Here is a 22,790-nt window from a genome sequence, read left to right as displayed (position 1 = left end):
AGATAGATTTGTGCTATTAAAAAAGCTGTTCATTTAATAACAATAGAATTAATATCAAATGAGAATCATTAACATTTAGATTAACAATCGTATTTTACAGGATTTAAAATGAACGTCTCTAAACATGCATTATCACTCGCCTTGTTAGCCGCAGGTATCTCAAGCTCATCTGCATTTGCTCAAGCAGCAGAAACTAGCCAAGTAGAACGCATTATTGTTACCGCCACACAAACAAAACACACTGAATTAACCGCACCAGCATCGGTATCTATTATCACGGCGGAAGATATAGCCAAACAGGCAGTTAATAACTTAGCCGATGTATTAAAAGCCGTAACCAGTATTGATGTGATCCCAACCACGGCTTATGGTCGCAGCGACATCAGCATTCGCGGAATGGACAGTAAATACACACTCATTTTAATAAATGGCAAACGTGTTAATTCTCATGCAGCGCTTATTCGAGGTAACGACTTTGATTTAGGCAGCGTGCCTATTTCGGCTATTCAACGAGTTGAAGTGGTTCGTGGCCCCATGTCTTCGCTTTATGGCTCTGAAGCATTAGGCGGCGTTGTGAATGTTATTTTGAAGCAGCCAAGCGAGCAAACACAAGGCTCGATCAGCTTGAATCATGAAACCATGACATCGGGTGATGGCGGCTCTCAAAACAAATTAAATGGTTATATAAGTGGTCAACTAAGCGATGACATCTCGGCTTTAATGGTGGTAGAACATACCGACCGAGACGCATGGCGTGCTGAAGATTATGCACAATTTGACGCGTTAGAAAAACGCACCGCTAGCCAAGTATTAACGGAGCTTGATTGGCAACTCGCGAAAAACCAAACCGTGACAGCATCAGCGCTAATTTCGTCAGATGAACGCGAAGCCGATTGGCAACGAGGTCCAAATATTGAAAAAACACAACAAGAAACAGACCGTTTAAACTTGAGTGTTTCGCATCAAGCAGAATGGGATGCTTTAAACACCGACGTTCGCTATTTTTACGAAACCGTTGATCTAAGCGACGCTAGTACCGCCTACGAAACAGGCGATATAGAACAAGTTAATCACACTCTTGATTTTAAAGGTTTTACCAGCCTTGCTGATCATCACATTACGTTTGGTGCCGAATACCGCAGTACCGAATTAACCAATCCACGTGATTTAGTGGCCGACAACATTAGCAATAATCAGAATGCATTTTTTGTGCAAGACGAATTTGCAATGGGTGATTTAGCCATTACGTTAGGTGGTCGATTAGGCGACCATCAAGTATTTGGTTCAGAATTTAGCCCACGTATTTACGGTGTATATAGCCTCAATGAAAACCTTACGTTTAAAGCCGGTTGGGGCGAAGCGTTTAAAGCCCCGGGCATGCTAGAAATGAGTGAAGCGTTTCAATTAATTAGCTGTCGTGGGGCTTGCTGGTTACGCGGAAATGCCGATCTCAACCCTGAAACATCAGACACCGCTGAACTTGGTTTTGTTTATAGCAGCGCAGCGAATAGCCAAACACCTTACGGCATCAGCTTAACCACCTATAAAAATAAAATTGCAGGAAAAATTGATCGCGACGTAACCGTTGCCGTGGGCGATATCGATGGCACACCGGTTGTGACTTATCACAACTTAGGCCAAGCCGAGGTTAACGGTACCGAACTCCAAGCTTGGGTTGATGTAAGCAAACAGCTATCATTCGAGGCCAATGTTACGTTCACTGATGCTAAAGATACCAGTACAGGTGACCGCCTAACAGGCACTCCAGATAAAAATGCGAGCCTAAAAGTTAATTGGCAAGCCACTGACGCGTTAAGCTCTTATTTGCAATACGCATATACAGGTGAGCAATTAATAGGAACAGCCACGGTTGATGCATATAACACCGTTAATTTAGGCGGTGGCTACACAGTAAACGAGCAAATAAAAGTGCGTTTAGGTGTAAGCAATTTAACCGACGAAAGTTTTGGTGAAGAGGTTATTAGTTATGGCTATTTTTTAAAAGGTCGCTCAGTATTTGCTGATTTAACATTTAGTTTTTAAGCTCTATCCCTTAAAAAACAAAATCATTTGCTGGTGTATATTTTCTTTTCGCCAGCTAATGATTTGCCTTTCACTATAGTCTTCTCGCTCAGGTTTTATGGTTCATTGTCAGCGCTTACTCGCCCCAATCACATATTAGAGCATATGCTCATGGGGTCTCGAAGCTTGACGGCTTTGCTTACATGGATGTAAGTACTTAGGTTTCGTCTGGAACTAGAAACCTGCCCCTAAAACCCGATCGCTTTGACTATATTTTTACCTCACAACGTTATTGACTTCACAGCTTTCTTTCATCTTTAAATCGACGAACGAATAACAAGCCATCACATTTAACACAAAAATGTAAGCGATACCATTTAAAGGGCCAGGGCAAACGGGTAAGTTGATACCAAAATCAGAAGAATGGCGCTGTCGTCCTTTAGCTAAGATGTACCCTATCATTTGATTGGATGCTATCCATTGCGAAGTCAAAGAGTCAGGACGTTATGTTAGCAAAGCTATCTACACAATTTTAGGCCTGGGTTTAACAGGTCAAAAAGAAATACTTGGACTCTATTCGTCGGAAAATGAAGAGGCTAATTATTGGTTGTCGGTACTAACTGATTTACATAATCGCGGTCTGAAAGATATCTTGATTGCTTGTGTAGATGGTTTAACAGGTTTTCCTGAAGCCATTGCTTCAATTTACCCTCAAACAAAAACACAATTGTGTGTAATTCATCAAATTAGAAACTCAATGAAGTATGTCGCGTCCAAGCACCATAAGGCCTTCATGCATGATTTAAAGCAAGTTTATCGAGCAGCAACAAAACAAGAAGCTGAATTAGCATTGGATGAATTAGAAGCAAAATGGGGAAATTAATATCCTATCGTTATAACGTCGTGGCGTAAAAAATGGGATAATTTATCTGTTTATTTTCAATATCCTGAATACATTCGAAAGACAATTTACACAACGAATGCGGTTGAGGCTGTACACCGACAACTCAGAAAACTAACCAAAACGAAAGGTGCATTTCCAAACGAGAACAGTTTGCTAAAATGGCTCTACGCTGGCATATTAAACGCATCTGAGAAACGGACAATGCCAGTGAGTAATTGGAATTTGGCATTGTCACAGTTTGCAATTCACTTTGAAGGGCGACTGGACAGTAAATTAGATATCTAACTTTAAATTAGACTGACACAGATTTTTGGACGCCCTCTAGAAACCGACCCCTAAAACCCGATCACTTTGACTATATCGAGGGCGTGTTTCACTTAATATAGAATCACTAACGCTTCATTAAACCAATCATTTCGATCTCAATACCATGCCATTTATTGCGTTGGCTACTGCGGTATTGGCTGGCATCAAACTGTATTTGAAAACCTTGTAATTTAGTTAACTCACCAAAATCAGATGTGGTATGTGGGTATTCTGCCGGCATAAACATCGGATAGGATTTAGTTAACATTGTTGTGGTCGCTTCTAATTGATTTAAAGGGATCACTTTGTATTGCCAACGGTTAGTCACTTCAATTGTTTTGCCAAAGGCTAAACCCGCTTGATTGATTAACGCAAAGTTGATGTAGTCTTTGGCATTATGTGATTTTATTTTAATGACGATGTCTTTGTAACCGGCGAGATCACGGTTGCTCATCGGGTTGTTCTCGGCTAACGCTGAACGCAGTAACCAGTTACCATCGTCTTGTAAATTCTCGATGCCGAGTTTAAACGCTTGGTTTAAACCGTTATCACCGGCGATGAAATCCCAACGGGCTCGTCCACGCTTAGGGTATATGCGCGAATGGTGATCGTGTGCAGCATTAAATATTTCAATTAACGAACCTGTGGGGCGATACTCGACACGCCAAAAATCGGTTGCGGTGGCAAAGTCCCAATCGGTCGGTCTGCCTTTGTCTAACCCGGGATAAGTTGTCCAGTTACCTTTTGTATTTACCGCCAGTGCATACTCTAAAATACCGCTATTAGTCCAATTAGTGGGTAACATAACTTGATAACGTTTACTGTCTATATTGGTTGTTTCAAGCTCAGTAAACGTATCATGACCAAGGTAACGTAAATAAAACTTAACCGCCTCGGGGTTATAATTACCCACCACATCAAATGTTAACGGCGTATTTTCTCCGATGTTGGCGTGTCTTTGCGGTTGATGCCAAACAATTGATGGCTTAATTACCGTTTGTTTTACCTGCGCTTTATTGGATGATGCGTTAGGCATGATGGTTGAGTGAGGTAAATAAAAGTCGGCATCATATTGCGCTAAATCAGCCGCCGAAAGTTTTTTGTTACTCACGGCATATACACCGGGTTTAACATGAACTGTATGCGCTTGGCTTAACTGAGCGATATGGTTACCGGCGTTTATACCTTGTAGATGAAATTGTGAATGCAAGTCGGCTAAGTTTAAGCTCAATTTATTTTCAGCGACAAACAATTTAGCGACGGTGCGTTTTAAGCTGCCGGGTAAATGCGGATCGGCGGTTTTAATTACATCGGGATACACTTCAAGTCGCCATTCACCTGGCTTAATTTGATCTAAAAAGTAAGCACCCGAGCCTTGATATTGTACCAGCTTAGAATTTCCTACCCCTGCAATAGCCGTAATATTAGCAGCTGGTTTTAAGGTATTGCTGGCACTGTAGTAAAATTTACCCGGTTGGTTTAACACCGATAAATCTTGATGATAATCTATCGAAAAATCTTCAAATTGATTATTTTCTGGATATTCAGCTTGTTGGTAATGTCGAGGTAATTGACGAAAAGCTTCACCCGCAATCATTAAGCCTAGCGCTTTGTTGGGGGTATACAATAAGTTCATATAATGCGTGTTGTATTCTGAATTGGTGTGCGCGGTTTCAGCAGGGTCATATGCAAATTGTGTGGCCCATTGAAAACCTTCGGCTCTAAAACTGCGCGCCATCGCAGGGTACATAACCGATCGCGTAGAATCAGCTGCATCAAACTCGTAAATCATTTTTCCTTTTGATTGGCAGGCTTCTAGATGACTAAACGGATTGGTATATTTAGCCACATTAGGTAATACATTGGTATTAAGGCGTGACATTTTTATCAGCCCCGTTGGATACCATTGGTACGAGATACCGTCGATATTTGATTGACAGATCGCATCTGCAAATTCGGTCCACCCCCCCTGCTCGCTAATGTTATAAAACAACGGTTTTGTTACCCCTGTTTCTCGCATTGATTTAATTAAGGTGTTTACATATTGCCGACTGTCGTCTGTTTTGCCGGGGTGACGTGGTTCGTTAAATAATTCAAAAATAATAACGTTGTCGTCTTGGCCGATAGTTTTGCCGGTATATCGATTTTTATGTTGCATCAACTGGGCTAAATAGCGTGTTGAATACGCTATCGCTTTGTTGTTTTGATTCATTTCATGTTTTTCAAAATGCTGAGCAAAACCGTCAGTGGGCTGATCGGGTTCAGGGTAACCATTACCCCACCAAGCAATTGGCGTTAAAATGACTTTGATATTGTGTTGCTCTAATTTAAGCATTAGATAATCAAACAATTCAAGGTGATGGTTATCAATAAGGTTGCCTTCTGAGTCAGAGATTTCTCGGTCCCATATATGAACTCGATAAGCATCTAGGCCCAAACGCGCGATATGATCAACGTCCATATCAATTGATGCCTTGTGATTTAAGCCTAATTTGTTTAACGCACGGTAACCATAAGCAAACGGCGTATTATAATTAACCCCAAAGCGCTTCATTTCTTGTCCATCAGCCTCGTATACGACTCCCTCTTCTACATAAGCTGATTTTGTCTCGGCGTTTACGCTGTGCGTTATGATTGTCGCTAGGGATCCTAATAAAAATGAGACCGCTACTTGGTAGTGTTTTATGTGGCTTAATCTATTCATTTTATACCTCTGTTAAGGTTTATCTATTGAGATGTTAATCACTCAATTAAAGGTGAATATTAAGGCGTTATGTCGCTCGAATAACATAACGCTATAAATGTTTGATGGTTTAAATTTAGCCATCACGGTTAATCAATACTTTAATCGCTACTGATGTTAGTAGGCACTTACCACCATGTTACGTAAAGTACAGCAAGGACGATAACACAGCCAATCGCGGCAACATTGAAGCTTGGCTCGGTATTAAATTTAACATCGTCTAAACTCACTGAGCTATTATTGGTGCTTGGTTTACCTAATAAAGAAACGCCAATAGCCAATGCCATACACAGTAAAAACACAATGCCAACCCGATCCATAAACGGTATTTCAGGCATTAACATTTTTAAGGTAAATGATAAAATAGCCGAGCCTAATGCTGCCGATAAAGCGCCCATTGATGTCGCACGTTGCCAAAACATTCCCAACACAAAAATAACCACGATCCCTGGTGTAAACATACCGGTGAATTCTTGAATATATTGGAATGCTTGATCAAACTTGCCTAATAACGGCTGTGCGGTTATTAAGGCTAAACTTAATGCGACTAACGTAGCCAAACGGCCAATAAAGACATAATGCGTTTGGCTCTTATTTGGTTTAATTGGTTTATATATATCCATTGTAAATATAGTCGAAATGCTGTTGGTCATTGACGCTAAACTCGACACAATGGCGGCAACTAATGCAGCAAAAACTAAACCTTTAATACCGGCAGGCATTAAACTCATCATTGAAGGGTAAGCTTCATCGGGTTTGGTTAAATCGGGGTATAAAATAACGGCGGCAATCCCCGGTAATACCACAATTAAAGGCATTAACATTTTAAGGTAAGCCGCAAAAGCAATCCCTTTTTGTGCTTCTGCGGTGCTCTTAGCGGCCAACGCGCGCTGTATAATGTATTGGTTAAAGCCCCAATAGCTGAAGTTCATCACCCACATACCGCCAACCAATACCGATATGCCCGGTAAACTCATGTAATTGGGATTATCGCTGCTTAAAATCATGTCGAAATGCGTGGGTACTTTTTCGGTTAAAATACCAAAGCCGACTAAAAACCCTTGCCCATCGGCAACGGCGTCGAGTGCTAAATAGCTCAGCAATAACCCGCCAAAAACCAATAAAACCACTTGTAGAATATCGGTAAAAGCAACCGCTTTAAGCCCACCATAAAGTGAATAGGCAATTGAGAATAACGCCAAGAAAATCATGCCAAACAGCCAATCAACACCGGCAACGGTTTCTATGGCTAATCCACCTAACCACAGCACCGCGGTTAAATTAACAAACACATAAACAACCAGCCAAAACAGGGCCAAAATGGTTTTAACACGTGCATCAAAACGCTGTTCTAAATATTGTGGCATGGTGTAAATTTCATTTTTAAGAAAAATAGGCAATAAATATTTACCCACAATAAGCAAGGTGATCGCCGACATCCATTCGTAAGAGGCAATCGCTAACCCCATTGCATAACCCGAACCCGACATGCCGATAATTTGTTCAGCCGAGATATTAGAGGCAATAAGCGAAGCACCAATGGCCCACCAAGGTAGCGATTTACTCGCTAAAAAATAATCTTCGGTGTTGCGCTCGTGTGTGCTTTCGTTTCGTGAGATCCAAAGCGCTAAAATTAAGAGCCCAACGACGTAGGCAATAAAAACACTGGTGTCCAGCATGTCGAGTTTCATAGGTTGTATGTCCTAATAAGTATCTAAAAATGGCTTGCGCTTGTTAGTCAGTCGCTTTTAGCCAATTAATTAACGGTGTGTGTATTAACGGATTGAAAACGGCTTCTATGTAGCCGTTTTCAATCCGTCGTCGAATAAAGGTAATTTCAACTGCACGCTCTTCAGGTTGCTCATGATTTAGATGTAAATCATTTGGATGTAAATAAAGAGAATTCGCGCCTTAAAGTGAAGCGATATTCAGCCATAAACGTGCATCATCAAACGGCGTTTGAGCGGTTAAACTTGGGTTTTCGATGCGAAAGGTTTTACGGTTTTTTAAGTTAGCTTTATTCAATACATTTTTGATCATCGGGTGATTAAAAAAGTATGCATCAAAACGTCCATCTTCAATCGCTTGCTCTAAGCCTTGAGCAATTTTTGCTTGCAACTGGGTATTGTTTTTATGAACAAATAAATAAGCCGGTAACGGGTAAATAAGCAAAATATCGTCTTCAACTTGCAGGGGGATGTCTTGATGGTTAGCCATTTCAGACCAGGGTTCATGAACACCGCGAGGGAAATAATCAAAACGACCACCTTCTAACATATGAAATAAATTTTTGTATTTATTGGTCGTTACAACGGGTAAACCTGAATGGGTTAATATTTTGGTATCGGCCCAGTTTCGCCCTTGCCCCGCTTTAAATGAGCGCAAGTCGCCAAAAGATTTTACCGTTGAAAACATGCCTTGATCGCCATCACGAATAAGAAAAATACGATGACCTAACAGCCCTTTATATAACGGGACACGGATGGGTAAAAACTGATCTTCGTATTCTTTTTTAGTGCCCATCCAAATCACATCAAGTTGCTGATGATTTAGCTCATTGATCATTTTTGATTGGTCATAAAAACGTTCACTCGGGATAAAATGATAGGTATTTTGCTCATCGTACGATAACGCTAATTTCAATACCCCCAACTGATAAGCTTCTTTCTCGTTATCGGCTTTATTATGGCGTATATCGACAGCCAACACCGATTGACTCAAAACAGATAACAGTAAAACACTTAGCATCCATATTTTTTTAATCGATGTGCATGCATTAATCACAATGATAGTTTTCATATAAATTTCCCCGTGAGCGGCCCTTATTAACCCAAGCCACTTCAACATTCAATTGAACGCGACTTAGGTTTAGGCGTTATACCAATCGTTATTAAAAAGTGAGTTGTTGGCTTACAACATGGCTTTGCTCAGTATCGCTAGCCAACTTAACGTGCGCCGTGATCATGGCTCCTTTAAAGTCGGTATTCGTTTTGATTAACGCGGTCGCAATCCCTTTTTCAGTCAATATTTTTTCAGGGTTTAATAATGAGATGGCTTGACGGTTTTCGCCCGAGATTTCAAATTCGATTTCAACATTATTGTCGTATGTTGGGTGGCCATTAACATCCACTAACTGGGCATAAACAAACACAACATCATTTGCTGCAATTGCTTTACCCGACTCATCAACCGTGAGTTTAATTTGACGTGTTTCTGTTGGCGTATAAAGCTTATGTTCTGCGACGAGTTGGTTGTTAATATAAGCTTTAGCAACCAGTTCACCTGGAGCAAAACGCCCTAATTCAAATTGAATAGGCGGGTGAGCTAACTCACTTGAATTTGCCTCTTTTACTGGTTTTTTAGTGCTTACTTTTTTACCATTTAACCAAAGTTCAACTTGCTCTGCATTCGTGAACACTCTTACATTAGAGTTAGATTGAGCTGTCCAATCACTCGCGATATACACCATGGGGCCGGATTCATATGCATTTGATTGGATCGCTGGGCTGCGTTGTGATTGATAAAAATAATAGGCAAATTTAGGCACTCGATAAATACTCGCAATCCCCGATGCTTCTAAATCGTCGGCATAGCCCCGGTTATAATCAAACATCGCCCAAAAACCATCTGAGTAAGCAGGTGTTTTTAAGTTATCGTTATGCGCTTCTTGTATATTGGTTGCTTGTTGTAATAAACGTTTTTCACCGGCACCTAATAACTGGCGGCTGGTGCGCTCTTCTGATTTCAAATCGGCCCAAGAATCTTGGTTTAAACCGGCGTTTTGCGCATAGTATTCCCAATCACCGTATTCCGATACATTATAGGGTTGATTAGGCTCTTCGAAATGCTCAAGTCTGTGTTGGCGTGCTTGTAAATAAATATCGTAACCGCGCTGCCAGCCTGCTGAATATGACCCCGGAAGTTCTTGTTCAATGATGTTATCTAAACCGGCGATAAAATCATCGGGCATCCACGATTCATTAAGTGAACATTCCCATGCTAATACACTGGCGTGGTTGCGATCGCGACGAATAAGATCATGACAGGTTTGATAAATTTGGGCCTTAAAAGCCGGGAAAGGTGAATAGTACTGCCAACCTAAAATAGCATCGATTAATACTAAGCCCAGCTCATCGGCAGCTTCCATAAAGGCTTTTGAATGGGGGTAATGTGACAAACGAACGTAATCAAAACCCGCTGATTTAATTTTAACCGCATCACGATAATCGGCTTCTGGCGAAGTCGCATACCCCACATGAGGGTACTCTTGATGACGATTTACGCCCCGCAAAAACATCGGCTCGCCATTAATCAATAACTGGTGATTTTCATCAAATTTGAATTCACGAATACCGATACGTGTTTGTTGACTATCGACTTTATCTTTACCGTTAATAATATCGGTTGTAACGGTATAAAGATGTGGATGATTAGGGTGCCATAATTTAGGGTTAACCACGGTTAAGGTTTGCTCAAATTGCTCTGCCTTGTTGGCTGATAGCTTAAATTGGCCTGTCGTTTGGGCCACTAATTTGTCGGCAAAAAGCAAAGTCTGTTTAACGCCGAAAGAAAGGGGCTTATCGTTAGCGTTTTCAATATGGGTTTTAATATTAACCGTCGCTGATGTTGCCCCCACAACCGGTGTCGTAACAAAAATACCGCCAGAAGCCACCTCTCCGACTTCCATTTCGTCGGTGATGTGCAAACCATTTTTGACGATCAACTTAACTTCGCGATACAACCCTCCGTAGGTATTAAAATCGAGCATTTCAAGTGGTTTAGGGCCTGTTAACCAATTATCTTGATTATCTAAACGCACTAATAAATCAGCTTGCTTATCGCCAGAAAAAGGCGTTACGTCAAAGGTAAACGGTAAATATCCGCCCACATGCTGGCCTAAGTGCACACCATTGAGCCATACATCAGCTACTTTCATGGCACCTTCAAAGCGCAAGTATAACTTTTGGTTATCACCAAAATTAGATAAATTAAGCTGCTTGCGATAAAACGCAATGCCTTGCCATTGGTCATTAACCAGTAAAGGTTCAACTTTAGGCGTGTGCGGTAAATCAACTGTTTGCCATGGCGCATCCGTTGGTTTTTGTATTGTTGATTTGCCGGCTGTTTTTTGAAATTGCCAATCAGCACTCAGCGTAATTTCGCTCGGTGCAACATTTATTTGCGTAGAAGATGAAGATGTTGATTGAGAACACCCAGTAAAAATAACGGTTGAAAGCACCGAAATAAAAGTAAAAAAGATTAAGCCACGCATGCGAGACTCCTCAAATGAATGAAATGAAATAACATAAAATAGGAAAAGGTTAATTTGGTTTTGTCGTTATGCTTAGACAAAACCGGTGTTTTTAAGTGACTCAAGCCACATGAATAACATGCACTTGAGCGCTTAACATTTAATTACATTGAGTAATTAAAACCAACTAAGAAACGACGACCCCATTCAACATTTGAAGCTAGCTTGTCTTTGTCATTATCCCAATAGCTGATTGACGGTTCGTTGGTTAAATTTTGTGCTTGCAGCGTTACTTTTAAATTATCGGTAACGCTATAACCTACCGTTGCATCAACTGTTGTTTCAGCACCGTTTAAATTTACTTTTTGTGGCTTCCAACTGTTAATGCCTGTGTATTCACTACGATAGTTAACAGATACACGCGCATCCACACCATAGTTGTCGTACCATAATGTTACATTGGCGTTGTGCTTAGACATGCCACCTAAGGTATAGGGATTGTTCACGGGCTTGAATTCATAAACTTCACTATCAACATATGAATAGTTACTGAATACACCTAAACCATCAAACGGAGCCGGTAAACCGTCAAAGGCGTGCTGAAACATAAGTTCAAGCCCTTTAACCGCACCGCCTTTACCGTTAACTGAGCCGGTATAAGCATAGGTATCGTCGCCCACCACAATATCGCCGGTTGATAACCCGATGTGTGACTTCATATCTTTGTAAAATACATTAGCGACAGCCGCTGATTTTTCACCCCAGTAGTACTCGTAACCTAAATCAATTTGATCCGCTATATAAGGGTTTAACCTTGGATTCCCTCCACCCGCACTTGGCGGTAAAGCCGTTGGATCGAGTGAGAATCCCGTGCGCATTTCAGACAAAGGCGGACGCGACATTGTACGTGCTAAGCCAAAACGCACTTGTGCATCATCTGACACATTAAATAACATGTTTAATGACGGTAAAATTTCATCGTAATCATGTTCAATTGTCACGGGCGCTTCTTTGTAGGGTACTTCAAACCAATTACCCTCTGCATCTTGAGTCCAAAAACCGCCTTCGACTTGATGCCCCGTCGAGACCACTTCGGTTTTAACATAACGTATACCTATATTACCGGTATACGGAATATCACCTAAATCACCTGCCATATCGAGCTGTACATAAGCAGCCGTATTGGTTTCATCTAACAACCAAGACGCTAATAAGTTTTTATCTGAACGATCGGCGGCTGGATTAGTTGCACCACCAAAAGCCGTATTAGCGACGTGGTCCCAATCTTTAAAGGTATACAGGTTAGGCGTTACGTAATCACCACCAATAGAATAATTCATCCCAATATCGGTTAAGTTGCCATTGGCCATCCGTGTCCAAGTATTAATTTCGTCATTTTCTTTGGTTCTATCAGTATATCGACCACCAAATAGCAACTTAGTGAAAACGCTCATTTCAATTTCGCGAGATAAATCAAGATTAAAATTAACCATTTCATCATTCAGTATGCGATCTTCATTACCGGTCATATTCGCAAGCACTTCTCCTTGTACTTCATACCAATCGCCATTGTCATCTTGTAACCATTCGCCGGTACCCGTAAAGTTAACCAAGGCCCAGTTGTCAGGGTTGCTTACCTCACCTTCATTTACGGTTAATTGGGGTGCATCCGTATTATGAATATTAAAACCAAGATCGTAATCGCCACCAACCCATTGTGGTTGAACATTAACCCAAACCGATTCAATACTGGCTTCTGAATAACCCACATCAGCATTAACCGACCATACATCACCAACATAACTAAGATTAACGCCACCACTTAACATGTCATTCGTTTGAAACCACGTCGGTACTGAAGCTTGAATACCGTTGTTTTTCTGGCTGCCTGTAACGAGCTGCTCAGAACCATCAGCTTTATCAATAAAGACTGGAGCAACGGCTGAATCTGCATAAAACCCATTTGCCCCACTGTCCCAGTTACCTAAGTCAGTCGAACCAAATTGATCATCACGCTCTTTGATATCAAATTGTGAATAAAACAAATCAGTTTTAATACGTAAGCTATCGGTTGGTTTAAAATCGAGAATAAGCATGCCGCCAGTGCGCTCATTAGTTCCGCGTTTTGCTTTTGCGACCACTCCCCAAGGCGCATGCTCAGGTTTACCATTTCCATTGATATCACCACGATTGTCACCGTTGTTATAGTCCCAAGATTCAGTACCTCGCCCCAGCGAAGGCTGGTCTTGATAAGTTAATCCGAGAGCATAACCAAAAGAATCTGATATTTGATCAATAATACTAAAATTTGCTTTTGAACCGATGCCATCCGTGTCAGGTAAATCACTAGCAAGTTCGTTATATACCGCACTCGCTCCTATATTTATTTTGCGTTTATCAACATCTAATGGGCTAACAAATTTCATGTTAACTAAACCTGAAATACCACCTTCAACGTTACTCGCTAACGGACTTTTATATACTTCAACGGCATTAATCAGTTCAGCAGGAAACTGCTCGTAGCGCACATCTCGACTTGGCTCAGCAGATACAATTTCACGACCATTCATAGTCGCTACATTTAAACGAGGACCTAAACCACGTATTGATATGCGGCTCGCATTACCTCGGTCACGTGAAGCCGCAATACCCGGTAAACGGACTAAAGAATCGGTGATACTCACATCGGGTAATACGCCGATATCATCAGAAGATATAACTTCGATGACTGAGTTTGAAAAACGTTTTTCTCTTAATGCTTTACCTAAACTTGCGCCAAAACCACGCACTTCAATTGTTTCTATTTCTTCTTCATTATTATTGTCTGCTGCAAAAACGTGTCCGCTGAAAAGCACTTGTGCTAATGCTACGGTGATCGCGCTTAATTTAGTATTAAAGGTCATGTTGTTACCCCTTTGTCTGTGTGTAATTGAATTTTAGTTGACTCTTAAGTATCTGCCCTAACAACTGTTAACACGCAGTTAACAACCGATGGGTAATTTATAGCAACAACAAGGTAACAAGTAAACCTATAATTTACCCTTGTTACCTATATTTTACCCTAACAAATAAACCCCAATAATAAAAAAACATTAAAAACAACACAAAAAAACAACACAAAAAAACATATTAACACCTATAAATCAACACCTTAAAACAACAAGCAGGTTTAGGTTAACAAGGTAAATAAATCTAATAGCGGATTATAAGTTAATAAAAAGTTCTAAGGAAAACAGGGTAACAAAGTGTTAGCTAGGTATTTAGCTAACCATTAGAACGTATAATTAAAAAATAAAAGAGGGATAATTACCTACATTTACCCTGTTAATGATGTAAAAATGTAAATAACAAAATTATTCAGGCCGGTTGCGAATAAATAGACAAGATAATTAAAAAGGTAGTTTTAAAATTCGGAGCGGTAAAAAAGAATGAAAGTAATGATGAAACAGGGAAATATAAAGGTAATTAATGGTGTATTACCCTTATTAATGTCATTTAACAAAATAGATTTATTTAATATAGCGACAACGTTAAAACCGATGACGCTTATTTGTTGACGACAGTGGCAGGCTTACTTAGGTTCGGTAACCGAGCCCCGTTCGATAAGATCGGCCACAAACAAATGGGTTTGTTTAGCATGTTTAGGGGCGTCTTTAACCAATGATAATGAAAGCTCAACGGCATATTTAGCCATACCTTCTATCGGGTAATTCATGGTGGTTAACTGAGGTAAACAGGCTTTAGCCATGGGTAAATCATCAAAACCAAATACGGATACATCTTCTGGTACACGAATTCCGGCTTTATGTAAGGTATGGATCGCACCGATCGCCATCAGATCATTGAAGGCAATGATCGCAGTAAACGGTTTACCCTTATCGAGTAGCTCTTGTGTTGCATCCATACCGCCATCAATATTAGCACCCGCTTCGACTAATAAATCGTCACTTAATGTGATCCCGCGTAACAGGAGGGCTTGCTTCACACCTAATAATCGGGCACATGGATCGCCATTTTGGTAAATACTGCTAACGACCGCAAAGTCGCGATGACCTTTATCTATCATGTAGTTTGTACAGGCTTGTGAAGCCGAGTTGTTGTCAAACCAAACACAGCGCTCTGATATTTCGGGTATAAAGCGATTAATAATCACTAAACCCGGCACTTCTTTACACAATTTAATTAGCTGTTCAGATTCTGAATATTCACTGTGTAAGATGATTGACTGACAACCTTGTGCAACTAAAGCATGTATCGCATTAATTTCGGATTCAACTTCGTATAACGAGTTACATATCAGTAAGTTGGCACCGAGTTCACGTGCCATTTCTTCTGCACCTGCAGCGAGTAGCCCAAAAAAGGCCATGGAAATTTTGGGGGTAACAAGACCAATCATCTTTGCTTCGTTTTTACGATGGATAACGGCAACATGATTAGTGCGATAACCGAGTTCTTTAATAATCTTAGTCACGCGGGCTCGACATTGATCGCCAACTTTGCCTTGACCATTCACCACTCGTGAAACCGTAGCAGTTGAAACGCCTGCTACTTTGGCGACTTCTTTGATCGTTACCACAATAAATCTCCACTCTACTGACCAAACTTACAAATTAATGTTGTTTTAAATAAACAACGCGCATTAAAATAATTAAAATGCGCAATATAAGCCCACTATACAAACCTAAAGAAACAAAAGTCAAACAGTTAAGGTAAATTAATTACCCTTAATTACCTCACACTTTAATCAATACTCTTTTATAGCGCATGTTTATAATTGTATGGTTAAAAAATTAGTTAGCCGTGTATTCTTTCTCTAAGAATCCAATACCACCGAGTGTCTGTAATTCATTATTAAAATCAAAAAAAGTCGCGTTATCCCAATGAGAGCCGGTTCCCCACTGCGTTTGGCAACCGGTTGAAACCCAAGCAGGTTCCCAATATAACGTCCCTAAACCATCAATAGCATGTACTTGAGTTGCTAAATCAATCAAAAATTCACGTTGCCCTGCAACGCTGGGTTTGCCATAGCCCGCGGGTAATATATTCATCATATTAGCGGCGGTATCCGCATTGTCGTTACCCCAAGGCACACCTGTTTCAACAATCATGACTTCACGATTAAAGCGCTGTTTTAATGTATCTAGCATATTAACAATTTGAGTAACCGAACCAGGGTGCCATTCTGGGTAATAAGAGAAACCCATTATGTCGTAATCATTAATACCGGCATTTTCAATTTCATTAAACCACCAATCGCCATTATTAGGATCGGCTACGTGTAAAACCGTCATGGGTGTAAAAGCGGCGGTTTGAGCCATATCAGCTACGGCGCGCAATCCCGCATTAAGTAATTGCACCTGACGTGAAAAATCAACTGGGTAAAGGTTAGCGTTTTCAGCTTGCATAATGTTGCCATTGGTTTCGTTGCCAATTTGTATCATTTCGGGTAACAAGCCAAGTTCATCTAAATCGATTAATGTTTGATGGGTATATTGGTATAACGCATTTGCGAGTAAATCGGTGTTGTTAAGCAAATGCGCCCAAGCGGCCGGTATGGCTTGATCAGCGGGGTCGGCCCAATTGTCAGAATAATGAAAATCAAGTAGCACATGCATACCTGCATTTTTGGCACGTTGAATAGATTTTACTGCATCATTAAAACCAGAGTAATCACTTGGCATCGCATGACGCGCAAGCGGATCATGCCATAATCGAACTCTAACGAGATTAGCTCCATGATCGGCAAATAATTGGTAGGGGTCTTTTTGTATACCGCTTTCAAAGTAAGTTGCACCGCAATCCTCCATTTCATTTACATATGATAAATCTGCACCTTTATAATAAATAGCAAGATCAGAAGATGGCTCTTCTATATTGTCTACGACGACAGGCGGATTAATGACCGGTGTATCGATCACAGGTGCAGTACTTTGACCATTCGAACAAGCCAGTAAGCCGATTGCCAGTAATATTGAAATGACTATTTTAATCATTGCGAGCCTCTCTAATTATATTTAAGTCAATTATGTACATCTTTCTGCTTACCTTCTGCCAAAAAGGTAAACACAAGGTAAAAAATTACCTTATGTTTACATTTAAATAATAAGATAACCAGTTTTTTCGTCTGCTTTATTAATTAAATTAACGATCAATATTATAAAAAATTGACGTTATGACTTATTTTCAATTAGGCTAGCCTAATTATTCCCACCCTATAAAAATCACAACAACAAAAAATAAACCTTAAAATACAATAAGATAAATATAAAAAGAATAAAACATTTAATTTAACTAACTAATTGTTATTAAAAATAAAAAGCATTATTTATCAGTAACTTCAGCAAATAAACTAACATGATCAACTATTAACCATTGCCACCAAAGGAAAACAAAGGGTAACATATAGGTAACAAAAGGTAATATTAAAACTAAAAACAAGACAAAGGTGGGTTAACAATATGAACAAAAAAGCATTATTAGTTGCAGCTATTTTAGGCAGCTCCTCATTACTGAGTAGCGGCTCTGCGTTTGCTAATGCGAAAGGCGCTGATATCAGCTGGCTTTCTGAAATGAAAGACAACAATTATATTTTTTATAATGACAATGGCGTTGAACAAGATGTAATAACAACACTCAAACAACACGGCATGGACTCTGTTCGCTTAAGAGTTTGGGTTAACCCCGCTGATGGTTTTTATAGCGGTATTGACGATGTTGTAGCTAAAGCCGTTGAAGCACAAAATGCCGGCATGCGGATCATGATCGATTTTCACTATAGTGACACATGGGCAGATCCGGGTCATCAAACTAAACCGAGTGAATGGGCTAGCTATACCGCAGAAGGTTTAACACAGGCGGTTTGGTGGCACACTTATGATTCGCTTAATGCGATTAAAGCAGCAGGCGTTACGCCAGAATGGGTACAAGTGGGTAACGAAACAAATAACGGGATGTTGTGGGGTGAAGGTAAAGCATCAGAAAATATGCAAGCGTTCACTTGGCTAGTTAATAGTGGCCATGATGCAACTAAAGCTGTGTTTCCCGATTCTAAAGTCATAGTGCATCTAGCAAACTGTCATGACAACGCTAATTTTCGCTGGATATTTGATGGCTTAAATAGTTATGGTGGCAAATATGATGTTATCGGCGCTTCAGATTACCCAACGAATGTAGTCGGTTCGAGTTGGCAAACCGTTAATCAACAATGCTTAGCTAACTTAAATGATATGGTTTCGCGTTATGATAAGGACGTTATGATCACGGAAATTGGCGTGCCTTGGGATAATGCCGACGCAGAAGCTATTTTACGAGACATGATTGATAAACTCGATGAAGTTCAAGACTCTCGTTCGTTAGGCGTTTTTTATTGGGAACCTCAGGCATCTAACTTTAATGGTTACACTTTAGGTGCTTGGGATCCAAATACCCGCAAACCAACCGGTGCATTAGATGCTTTTATCGATGATACAACCCCAACTGCAACAACCAACCGTATTCGATCACGAATAAGTGACCGCTGTATTGATGTTAACGGTGCCCGTAAAAACAATGGTGAGGATATTTTACAGTGGTCTTGCCACAATAATGATAACCAGCAATGGACATTTAATGCTGTCGATAGTGGTTATTATCAAATACAAGCTAAACACAGTGGACTTTGTTTAGATATTGAAAGTGCAAGTGATAATGATGGCGCTAATGTTATTCAATGGACTTGTAAAGATACTTACAACCAACAATTCATTAAGGAAGATATGGGCGATGGTTATTTCCGACTTAAATCACGCGCTAGTGGTAAATGCATCGATATTTATGCGCAAGGAACCAGTAACGGTGATTCTGCAATTCAATGGAGCTGTCATGATGGCTGGAACCAACAATGGAAAGATGACTAAAAACGTAACTCTACACACCTACAGCTCTTTATAAAATAAGGGCTAAGGAAGTTATTTTATAAATATCAGGGAAGATAATGATCGGCCATTATGGGTAGGCAGCCTCAATAAAAATCAACCTATTCTCATTATGCCTGCTCGCTTATAAAATGAACTACCAAGCTTAAAAAGTAACATGACGGCACTATCTATACGGATGTTACTTTTTCCATTTTTAAGGATTGTGTCAGGTCTTTTGCTAAGCCTAAGTTCTGAAAGTAAATATTCTGGACACTGCTTTTTAGCTCAATGACTAACATATCTGTTTTGTATGGAACGGACTTAAAGGTAAACCCGTTTATTCTAAACAGATCAAATAACGTGTGCATTTGCTTTGGGGAGTGAGCAAAAATAAAAATTTTAAAGGGTGATGCATTAAAATCGTTTGTATCGCTATTAAAATCTTTGGGGTCATAACCCACTAAAACATGATCTGTTTTAAATTTTTTCTCTTGTTCTTCTGTAACGTCAAACTCTTCTTCATTGAGCTTGGGAACAACAATCACTTTGTTATCCTCTAAATAACTCACCAAACGCTTTAACCTTTCTAAATCAGAATTTACTCCCGCGAGTGCTTTATAGCGTTTACCGGCTTCATTTAATCTTGCTACTTCAAATGAAAATTTCTTATAAAAACTCTTTTTGTGTAATTGCAATTGACCCGTCATATGTTGATACAACTCATTGGATAATTTTTCTTTTGGATCCGTTTTAAAATAATGAGTGTAAAAGAGAGCCGGTTGTATGTTTTGTCTGCTGAACTGATAAGCTAAACCTGCACTAATGCAAGCCTGTAAAAATTCAAGATCGATTTTTTTCATTTAGGTTATTTTTGATGTATCCAGATTAGAAAATGAATGAATTAGTGAAAAAAAAGTATTCAAGTACAATGACAATTTGTTTTTTATTTTTCAATCTTAACGTGTAATCGAATCATTCTCAATGGACTCATTATCAATAGTTTTTGTTTACCTTAAACACGCAGTTTATTAATTTAGTTTAAGCAAAACAAAGTGAGTTAAGCTTATTTAGGTGTTAACGAACACACCGATCGGGATAGCTTTAGATTATGGCTCACCGATCACTCTCAAAATATTCTTGTGAAGAAAAGTTTATTTTTTTTAACATCCTATGCTGTAAACCTTCATCAGTAATATTTGTCAGTGTTTGGGATGAAAATGCAGAATTGGGGATTTTAGTAAAATCTACAAAATAAATTCGCTGTAACAATTTCTGAATAGAAATTGTCATTGCGTTGAACTTAACAGAATAAGCGTAAACATTTTCAGTTACCTCGAACATCTCAGAAGCAATAAAATTTTTCTTAGTATTTATAAATTTATTAAAGTTATTTTTTGGGGGGATTGCAAAAGCATCTTGATACTTACTATTTGAAGTTTTCCGTGTGAAGAAAACTTTGAATAGTTTCCCTTCAACACTTTCAGGAACAAATTTTAAAACCCGTTCCGACTTAGTCTCTTTTAAATAAAAACCAATATTATGATAAATGGAATCCTGTAAAAAGCATTCAAACATGTCTAGTTCATTAAAGCGGGACTGATCAGCCTTAAATTTATTAACCGCTTGGATATATGCGTTTTTAGCAAGATTATACAATTCTAATTGCTGCCGCATACGATTTGTCTCTTCTTCGTACTTAGTCATCAGTTCACTAACAAATCTAATATCTACCACAAGGTCCTCTAAATCGATTTTAATAATATTTAATTCATTACTGAGTAATTAAATTCAATTCCGTGCAATAAACTAAAAAAATAGAGACCAGTGATTTATTGCCTCAGAGACTTGTATTTTTAAAAGCCATCAAAAGATATATATTTTGGATAAGTTAGGTCTCTAGTGCCCTGTCAAAATAAGGAATAGATGCCCGTTTTTTTTACAACTTTTCATTTAAAAAAAACACTAAAACACAAGTAAAAAAACACTAAAATGACTGTTAGTCACATATAAAAATTGGCACCCACACCTGAAATTTTTTATAAAATATCGAGAAGCCATCAACTAAAACGGTTTATTACATACAATGAAATGTGTCTACAAAATAGTTTTATCTTTAAAAGTGAGTTTAAAATAAACGCTCTTTAAGTACTCCGCTAATACTCCCACAGGAGTAGTTAATACTCAGAATACACATTAAAATACTCCTTAAGTACTCCGCTAATACTCCTACAGGAGTAGTTAACACTCAGAATAAACATTAAAACACTCCTTAAGTACTCCGCTAATACTCCCACAGGAGCAGTTAACACTCAGAATAAACATTAAAATACTCCTTAAGTACTCCCCTAATACTCCTGCAGGAGCAGTTAATACTCAGAATAAACATTAAAATACTCCTTAAGTACTCCCCTAATACTCCTGCAGGAGTAGTTAACAATCAGAATACACATTAATACACTCCTCAAGTACTCCGCTAATACTCCTGCAGGAGTAATTAATAAGCAGAATAAACATTAAAACACTCCTTAAGTACTCCGCTAATACTCCCACAGGAGCAGTTAACACTCAGAATAAACATTAAAACACTCCTTAAGTACTCCGCTAATACTCCCACAGGAGCAGTTAATACTCAGAATAAACATTAAAACACTCCTTAAGTACTCCGCTAATACTCCCACAGGAGTAATTAACACTCAGAATAAACATTAAAACACTCCTCAAGTACTCCGCTAATACTCCCACAGGAGTCGTTAATAATCAGAATAAACAGCAAAACTCAATAAAGAGCGCTATTTATGCAGCACCAAAAATGTGAATAGTTTTTAAACTATATTAATTGATCCCTGTCACGACTTCAGACACGGCTAGAGATTTAGATGATTCATAAATCACAAATCTACGATTGGCGTCATAAATTCCAGCAAAAGAAAAGCAAGCCAACGTGAGGCCGAACTCACTAAACTACACACGTCAATTAGCTGAGCTATAGGATGACTTAGCCATATTAAAAAGACGCCGACCTACTTCGCGAAGAATCAAAAGTAAAACGATTCAAATTCATGCGCGCACAAAAAGCTGAATTTAAAGTGTCACGTATAGCTTTAGTGCTTAAGGTATCGCGAAGTGGGTTTTATCATTGGCTTAAATTCGGTGAGCGGATGAGTCCGCGAGCATTGCAACAACGGCTGCAAGATGAAAAAATACAACTGATTGTTGTCGATTAAAAGCAGCGTAATGGCGCTACTCGTATTCAAGTAGAATTGGAAGATAATCAGAAGTGGATCACAGACGAACTTGATTTACAGACAGCCTAAAATGATCGCTTACCAAATCGTAAACGCTACCAATCAAGTGAAGAAATACAAAAATATGCGGGGATTGCGCCGGTCACTGAACGCAGTGGTAAAAAAGAGTGGATACATTGGCGATACTCATGCACAACATTTTTACGGCAAACATTTGTTGAATGGGCTGGTCAATCGGTGCGATATTCGTTTTGGGTTAAAGCTTATTATCAACAGCAAGCAGCGAAAGGAAAACCGCATAATACCATCATCAGAGCGTTGGCATTTAAGTGGATCAGGATATAATTATTGCGGTGCTGGAAAACCAGCACCGCATATGATGAATCAACCTATCTAGAAGCCTTGAAAAGTAAGGGTTCACCGC

13 protein-coding genes and 2 pseudogenes are annotated in these 22,790 nt (G+C 39.4%); 5 read left to right on the top strand and 10 right to left on the bottom strand.

The features are described 5' to 3' along the window. Positions 1-108 precede the first annotated feature (108 nt). A complete protein-coding gene (locus DPX34_RS15570; protein WP_111979373.1) occupies positions 109-2,043 on the top strand; it encodes a TonB-dependent receptor domain-containing protein in 1,935 nt (644 codons plus the stop codon). Positions 2,044-2,298: 255 nt separating this feature from the next. Here the strand turns inward: DPX34_RS15570 and DPX34_RS21905 are convergent, their stop codons facing one another. Then, positions 2,299-2,484 (bottom strand): hypothetical protein, encoded by a 186-nt coding sequence (locus DPX34_RS21905; RefSeq protein ID WP_198673729.1) that lies wholly within the window; start codon positions 2,482-2,484, stop codon positions 2,299-2,301. On the opposite strand from DPX34_RS21905, the pseudogene DPX34_RS15565 reads away from it, so the two are divergent. Next, positions 2,417-3,211, top strand: a pseudogene (locus DPX34_RS15565) (IS256 family transposase); the annotation flags it as partial. The gene DPX34_RS21905 and the pseudogene DPX34_RS15565 overlap by 68 nt on opposite strands. Positions 3,212-3,317: 106 nt before the next feature. On the opposite strand, the gene DPX34_RS15560 reads toward DPX34_RS15565, so the two are convergent. The 7 genes from DPX34_RS15560 to DPX34_RS15530 form a co-directional block, all read right to left on the bottom strand. After that, a complete protein-coding gene (locus DPX34_RS15560) occupies positions 3,318-5,936 on the bottom strand; it encodes a cellulase family glycosylhydrolase (protein WP_111979372.1) in 2,619 nt (872 codons plus the stop codon). A gap of 167 nt (positions 5,937-6,103) precedes the next feature. Next, positions 6,104-7,666, bottom strand: a complete 1,563-nt coding sequence (locus DPX34_RS15555) for a sodium/sugar symporter (RefSeq protein ID WP_111979371.1) — start codon at positions 7,664-7,666, stop codon at positions 6,104-6,106. A 220-nt stretch (positions 7,667-7,886) separates the two neighbouring features. Next, positions 7,887-8,774 (bottom strand): transporter substrate-binding domain-containing protein, encoded by an 888-nt coding sequence (locus DPX34_RS15550; protein ID WP_232824765.1) that lies wholly within the window; start codon positions 8,772-8,774, stop codon positions 7,887-7,889. Positions 8,775-8,865: 91 nt separating this feature from the next. After that, positions 8,866-11,247, bottom strand: coding sequence for a glycoside hydrolase family 2 TIM barrel-domain containing protein (locus tag DPX34_RS15545; RefSeq protein WP_111979370.1), 2,382 nt, complete (start codon positions 11,245-11,247; stop codon positions 8,866-8,868). A gap of 143 nt (positions 11,248-11,390) precedes the next feature. Further along, positions 11,391-14,129, bottom strand: a complete 2,739-nt coding sequence (locus tag DPX34_RS15540; protein ID WP_111979369.1) for a TonB-dependent receptor — start codon at positions 14,127-14,129, stop codon at positions 11,391-11,393. 668 nt (positions 14,130-14,797) lie between these two features. Further along, positions 14,798-15,802, bottom strand: coding sequence for a LacI family DNA-binding transcriptional regulator (locus tag DPX34_RS15535; protein WP_111979368.1), 1,005 nt, complete (start codon positions 15,800-15,802; stop codon positions 14,798-14,800). Positions 15,803-16,016: 214 nt separating this feature from the next. Further along, on the bottom strand, positions 16,017-17,219 hold the full coding sequence (locus DPX34_RS15530) for a glycoside hydrolase family 53 protein (RefSeq protein WP_111979367.1): 1,203 nt from the start codon (positions 17,217-17,219) through the stop codon (positions 16,017-16,019). 465 nt (positions 17,220-17,684) lie between these two features. Here DPX34_RS15530 and DPX34_RS15525 point away from each other — a divergent pair, with 465 nt between their 5' ends. Next, positions 17,685-19,121, top strand: coding sequence for a glycosyl hydrolase 53 family protein (locus DPX34_RS15525; protein WP_111979366.1), 1,437 nt, complete (start codon positions 17,685-17,687; stop codon positions 19,119-19,121). Positions 19,122-19,309: 188 nt separating this feature from the next. Here the strand turns inward: DPX34_RS15525 and DPX34_RS15520 are convergent, their stop codons facing one another. Continuing rightward, on the bottom strand, positions 19,310-19,981 hold the full coding sequence (locus DPX34_RS15520) for a hypothetical protein (RefSeq protein WP_111979365.1): 672 nt from the start codon (positions 19,979-19,981) through the stop codon (positions 19,310-19,312). A gap of 253 nt (positions 19,982-20,234) precedes the next feature. Continuing rightward, positions 20,235-20,855: a hypothetical protein gene (locus DPX34_RS15515; protein WP_111979364.1), complete on the bottom strand. Its 621-nt coding sequence runs from the start codon at positions 20,853-20,855 to the stop codon at positions 20,235-20,237. 1,325 nt (positions 20,856-22,180) lie between these two features. On the opposite strand from DPX34_RS15515, the gene DPX34_RS21775 reads away from it, so the two are divergent. Both DPX34_RS21775 and DPX34_RS22060 read left to right on the top strand, forming a co-directional pair. Next, positions 22,181-22,345 carry a hypothetical protein gene (locus DPX34_RS21775; RefSeq protein ID WP_157964752.1) on the top strand — a complete coding sequence of 55 codons (165 nt, stop codon included), beginning with the start codon at positions 22,181-22,183 and terminating at the stop codon, positions 22,343-22,345. 105 nt (positions 22,346-22,450) lie between these two features. After that, positions 22,451-22,790, top strand: a pseudogene (locus DPX34_RS22060) (transposase); the annotation flags it as partial.

The organism is Algibacillus agarilyticus (assembly GCF_003286125.1).
Lineage (GTDB): Bacteria > Pseudomonadota > Gammaproteobacteria > Enterobacterales > Alteromonadaceae > Algibacillus > Algibacillus agarilyticus.
This window is presented reverse-complemented; position numbering and strand designations above follow the sequence as displayed.

What these genes read in the sequence shown, in the direction of transcription:
- DPX34_RS15525 (WP_111979366.1), top strand. Translation starts at nt 17,685, where the DNA reads ATGAACAAAAAAGCATTATTAGTTGCAGCTATTTTAGGCAGCTCCTCA.
- DPX34_RS15555 (WP_111979371.1), bottom strand. Translation starts at nt 7,666, where the DNA reads ATGAAACTCGACATGCTGGACACCAGTGTTTTTATTGCCTACGTCGTT.
- DPX34_RS15560 (WP_111979372.1), bottom strand. Translation starts at nt 5,936, where the DNA reads ATGAATAGATTAAGCCACATAAAACACTACCAAGTAGCGGTCTCATTT.
- DPX34_RS15550 (WP_232824765.1), bottom strand. Translation starts at nt 8,774, where the DNA reads ATGAAAACTATCATTGTGATTAATGCATGCACATCGATTAAAAAAATA.
- DPX34_RS15530 (WP_111979367.1), bottom strand. Translation starts at nt 17,219, where the DNA reads ATGATTAAAATAGTCATTTCAATATTACTGGCAATCGGCTTACTGGCT.
- DPX34_RS15520 (WP_111979365.1), bottom strand. Translation starts at nt 19,981, where the DNA reads ATGAAAAAAATCGATCTTGAATTTTTACAGGCTTGCATTAGTGCAGGT.
- DPX34_RS15570 (WP_111979373.1), top strand. Translation starts at nt 109, where the DNA reads ATGAACGTCTCTAAACATGCATTATCACTCGCCTTGTTAGCCGCAGGT.
- DPX34_RS15540 (WP_111979369.1), bottom strand. Translation starts at nt 14,129, where the DNA reads ATGACCTTTAATACTAAATTAAGCGCGATCACCGTAGCATTAGCACAA.
- DPX34_RS21775 (WP_157964752.1), top strand. Translation starts at nt 22,181, where the DNA reads ATGCGCGCACAAAAAGCTGAATTTAAAGTGTCACGTATAGCTTTAGTG.
- DPX34_RS21905 (WP_198673729.1), bottom strand. Translation starts at nt 2,484, where the DNA reads ATGATAGGGTACATCTTAGCTAAAGGACGACAGCGCCATTCTTCTGAT.
- DPX34_RS15545 (WP_111979370.1), bottom strand. Translation starts at nt 11,247, where the DNA reads ATGCGTGGCTTAATCTTTTTTACTTTTATTTCGGTGCTTTCAACCGTT.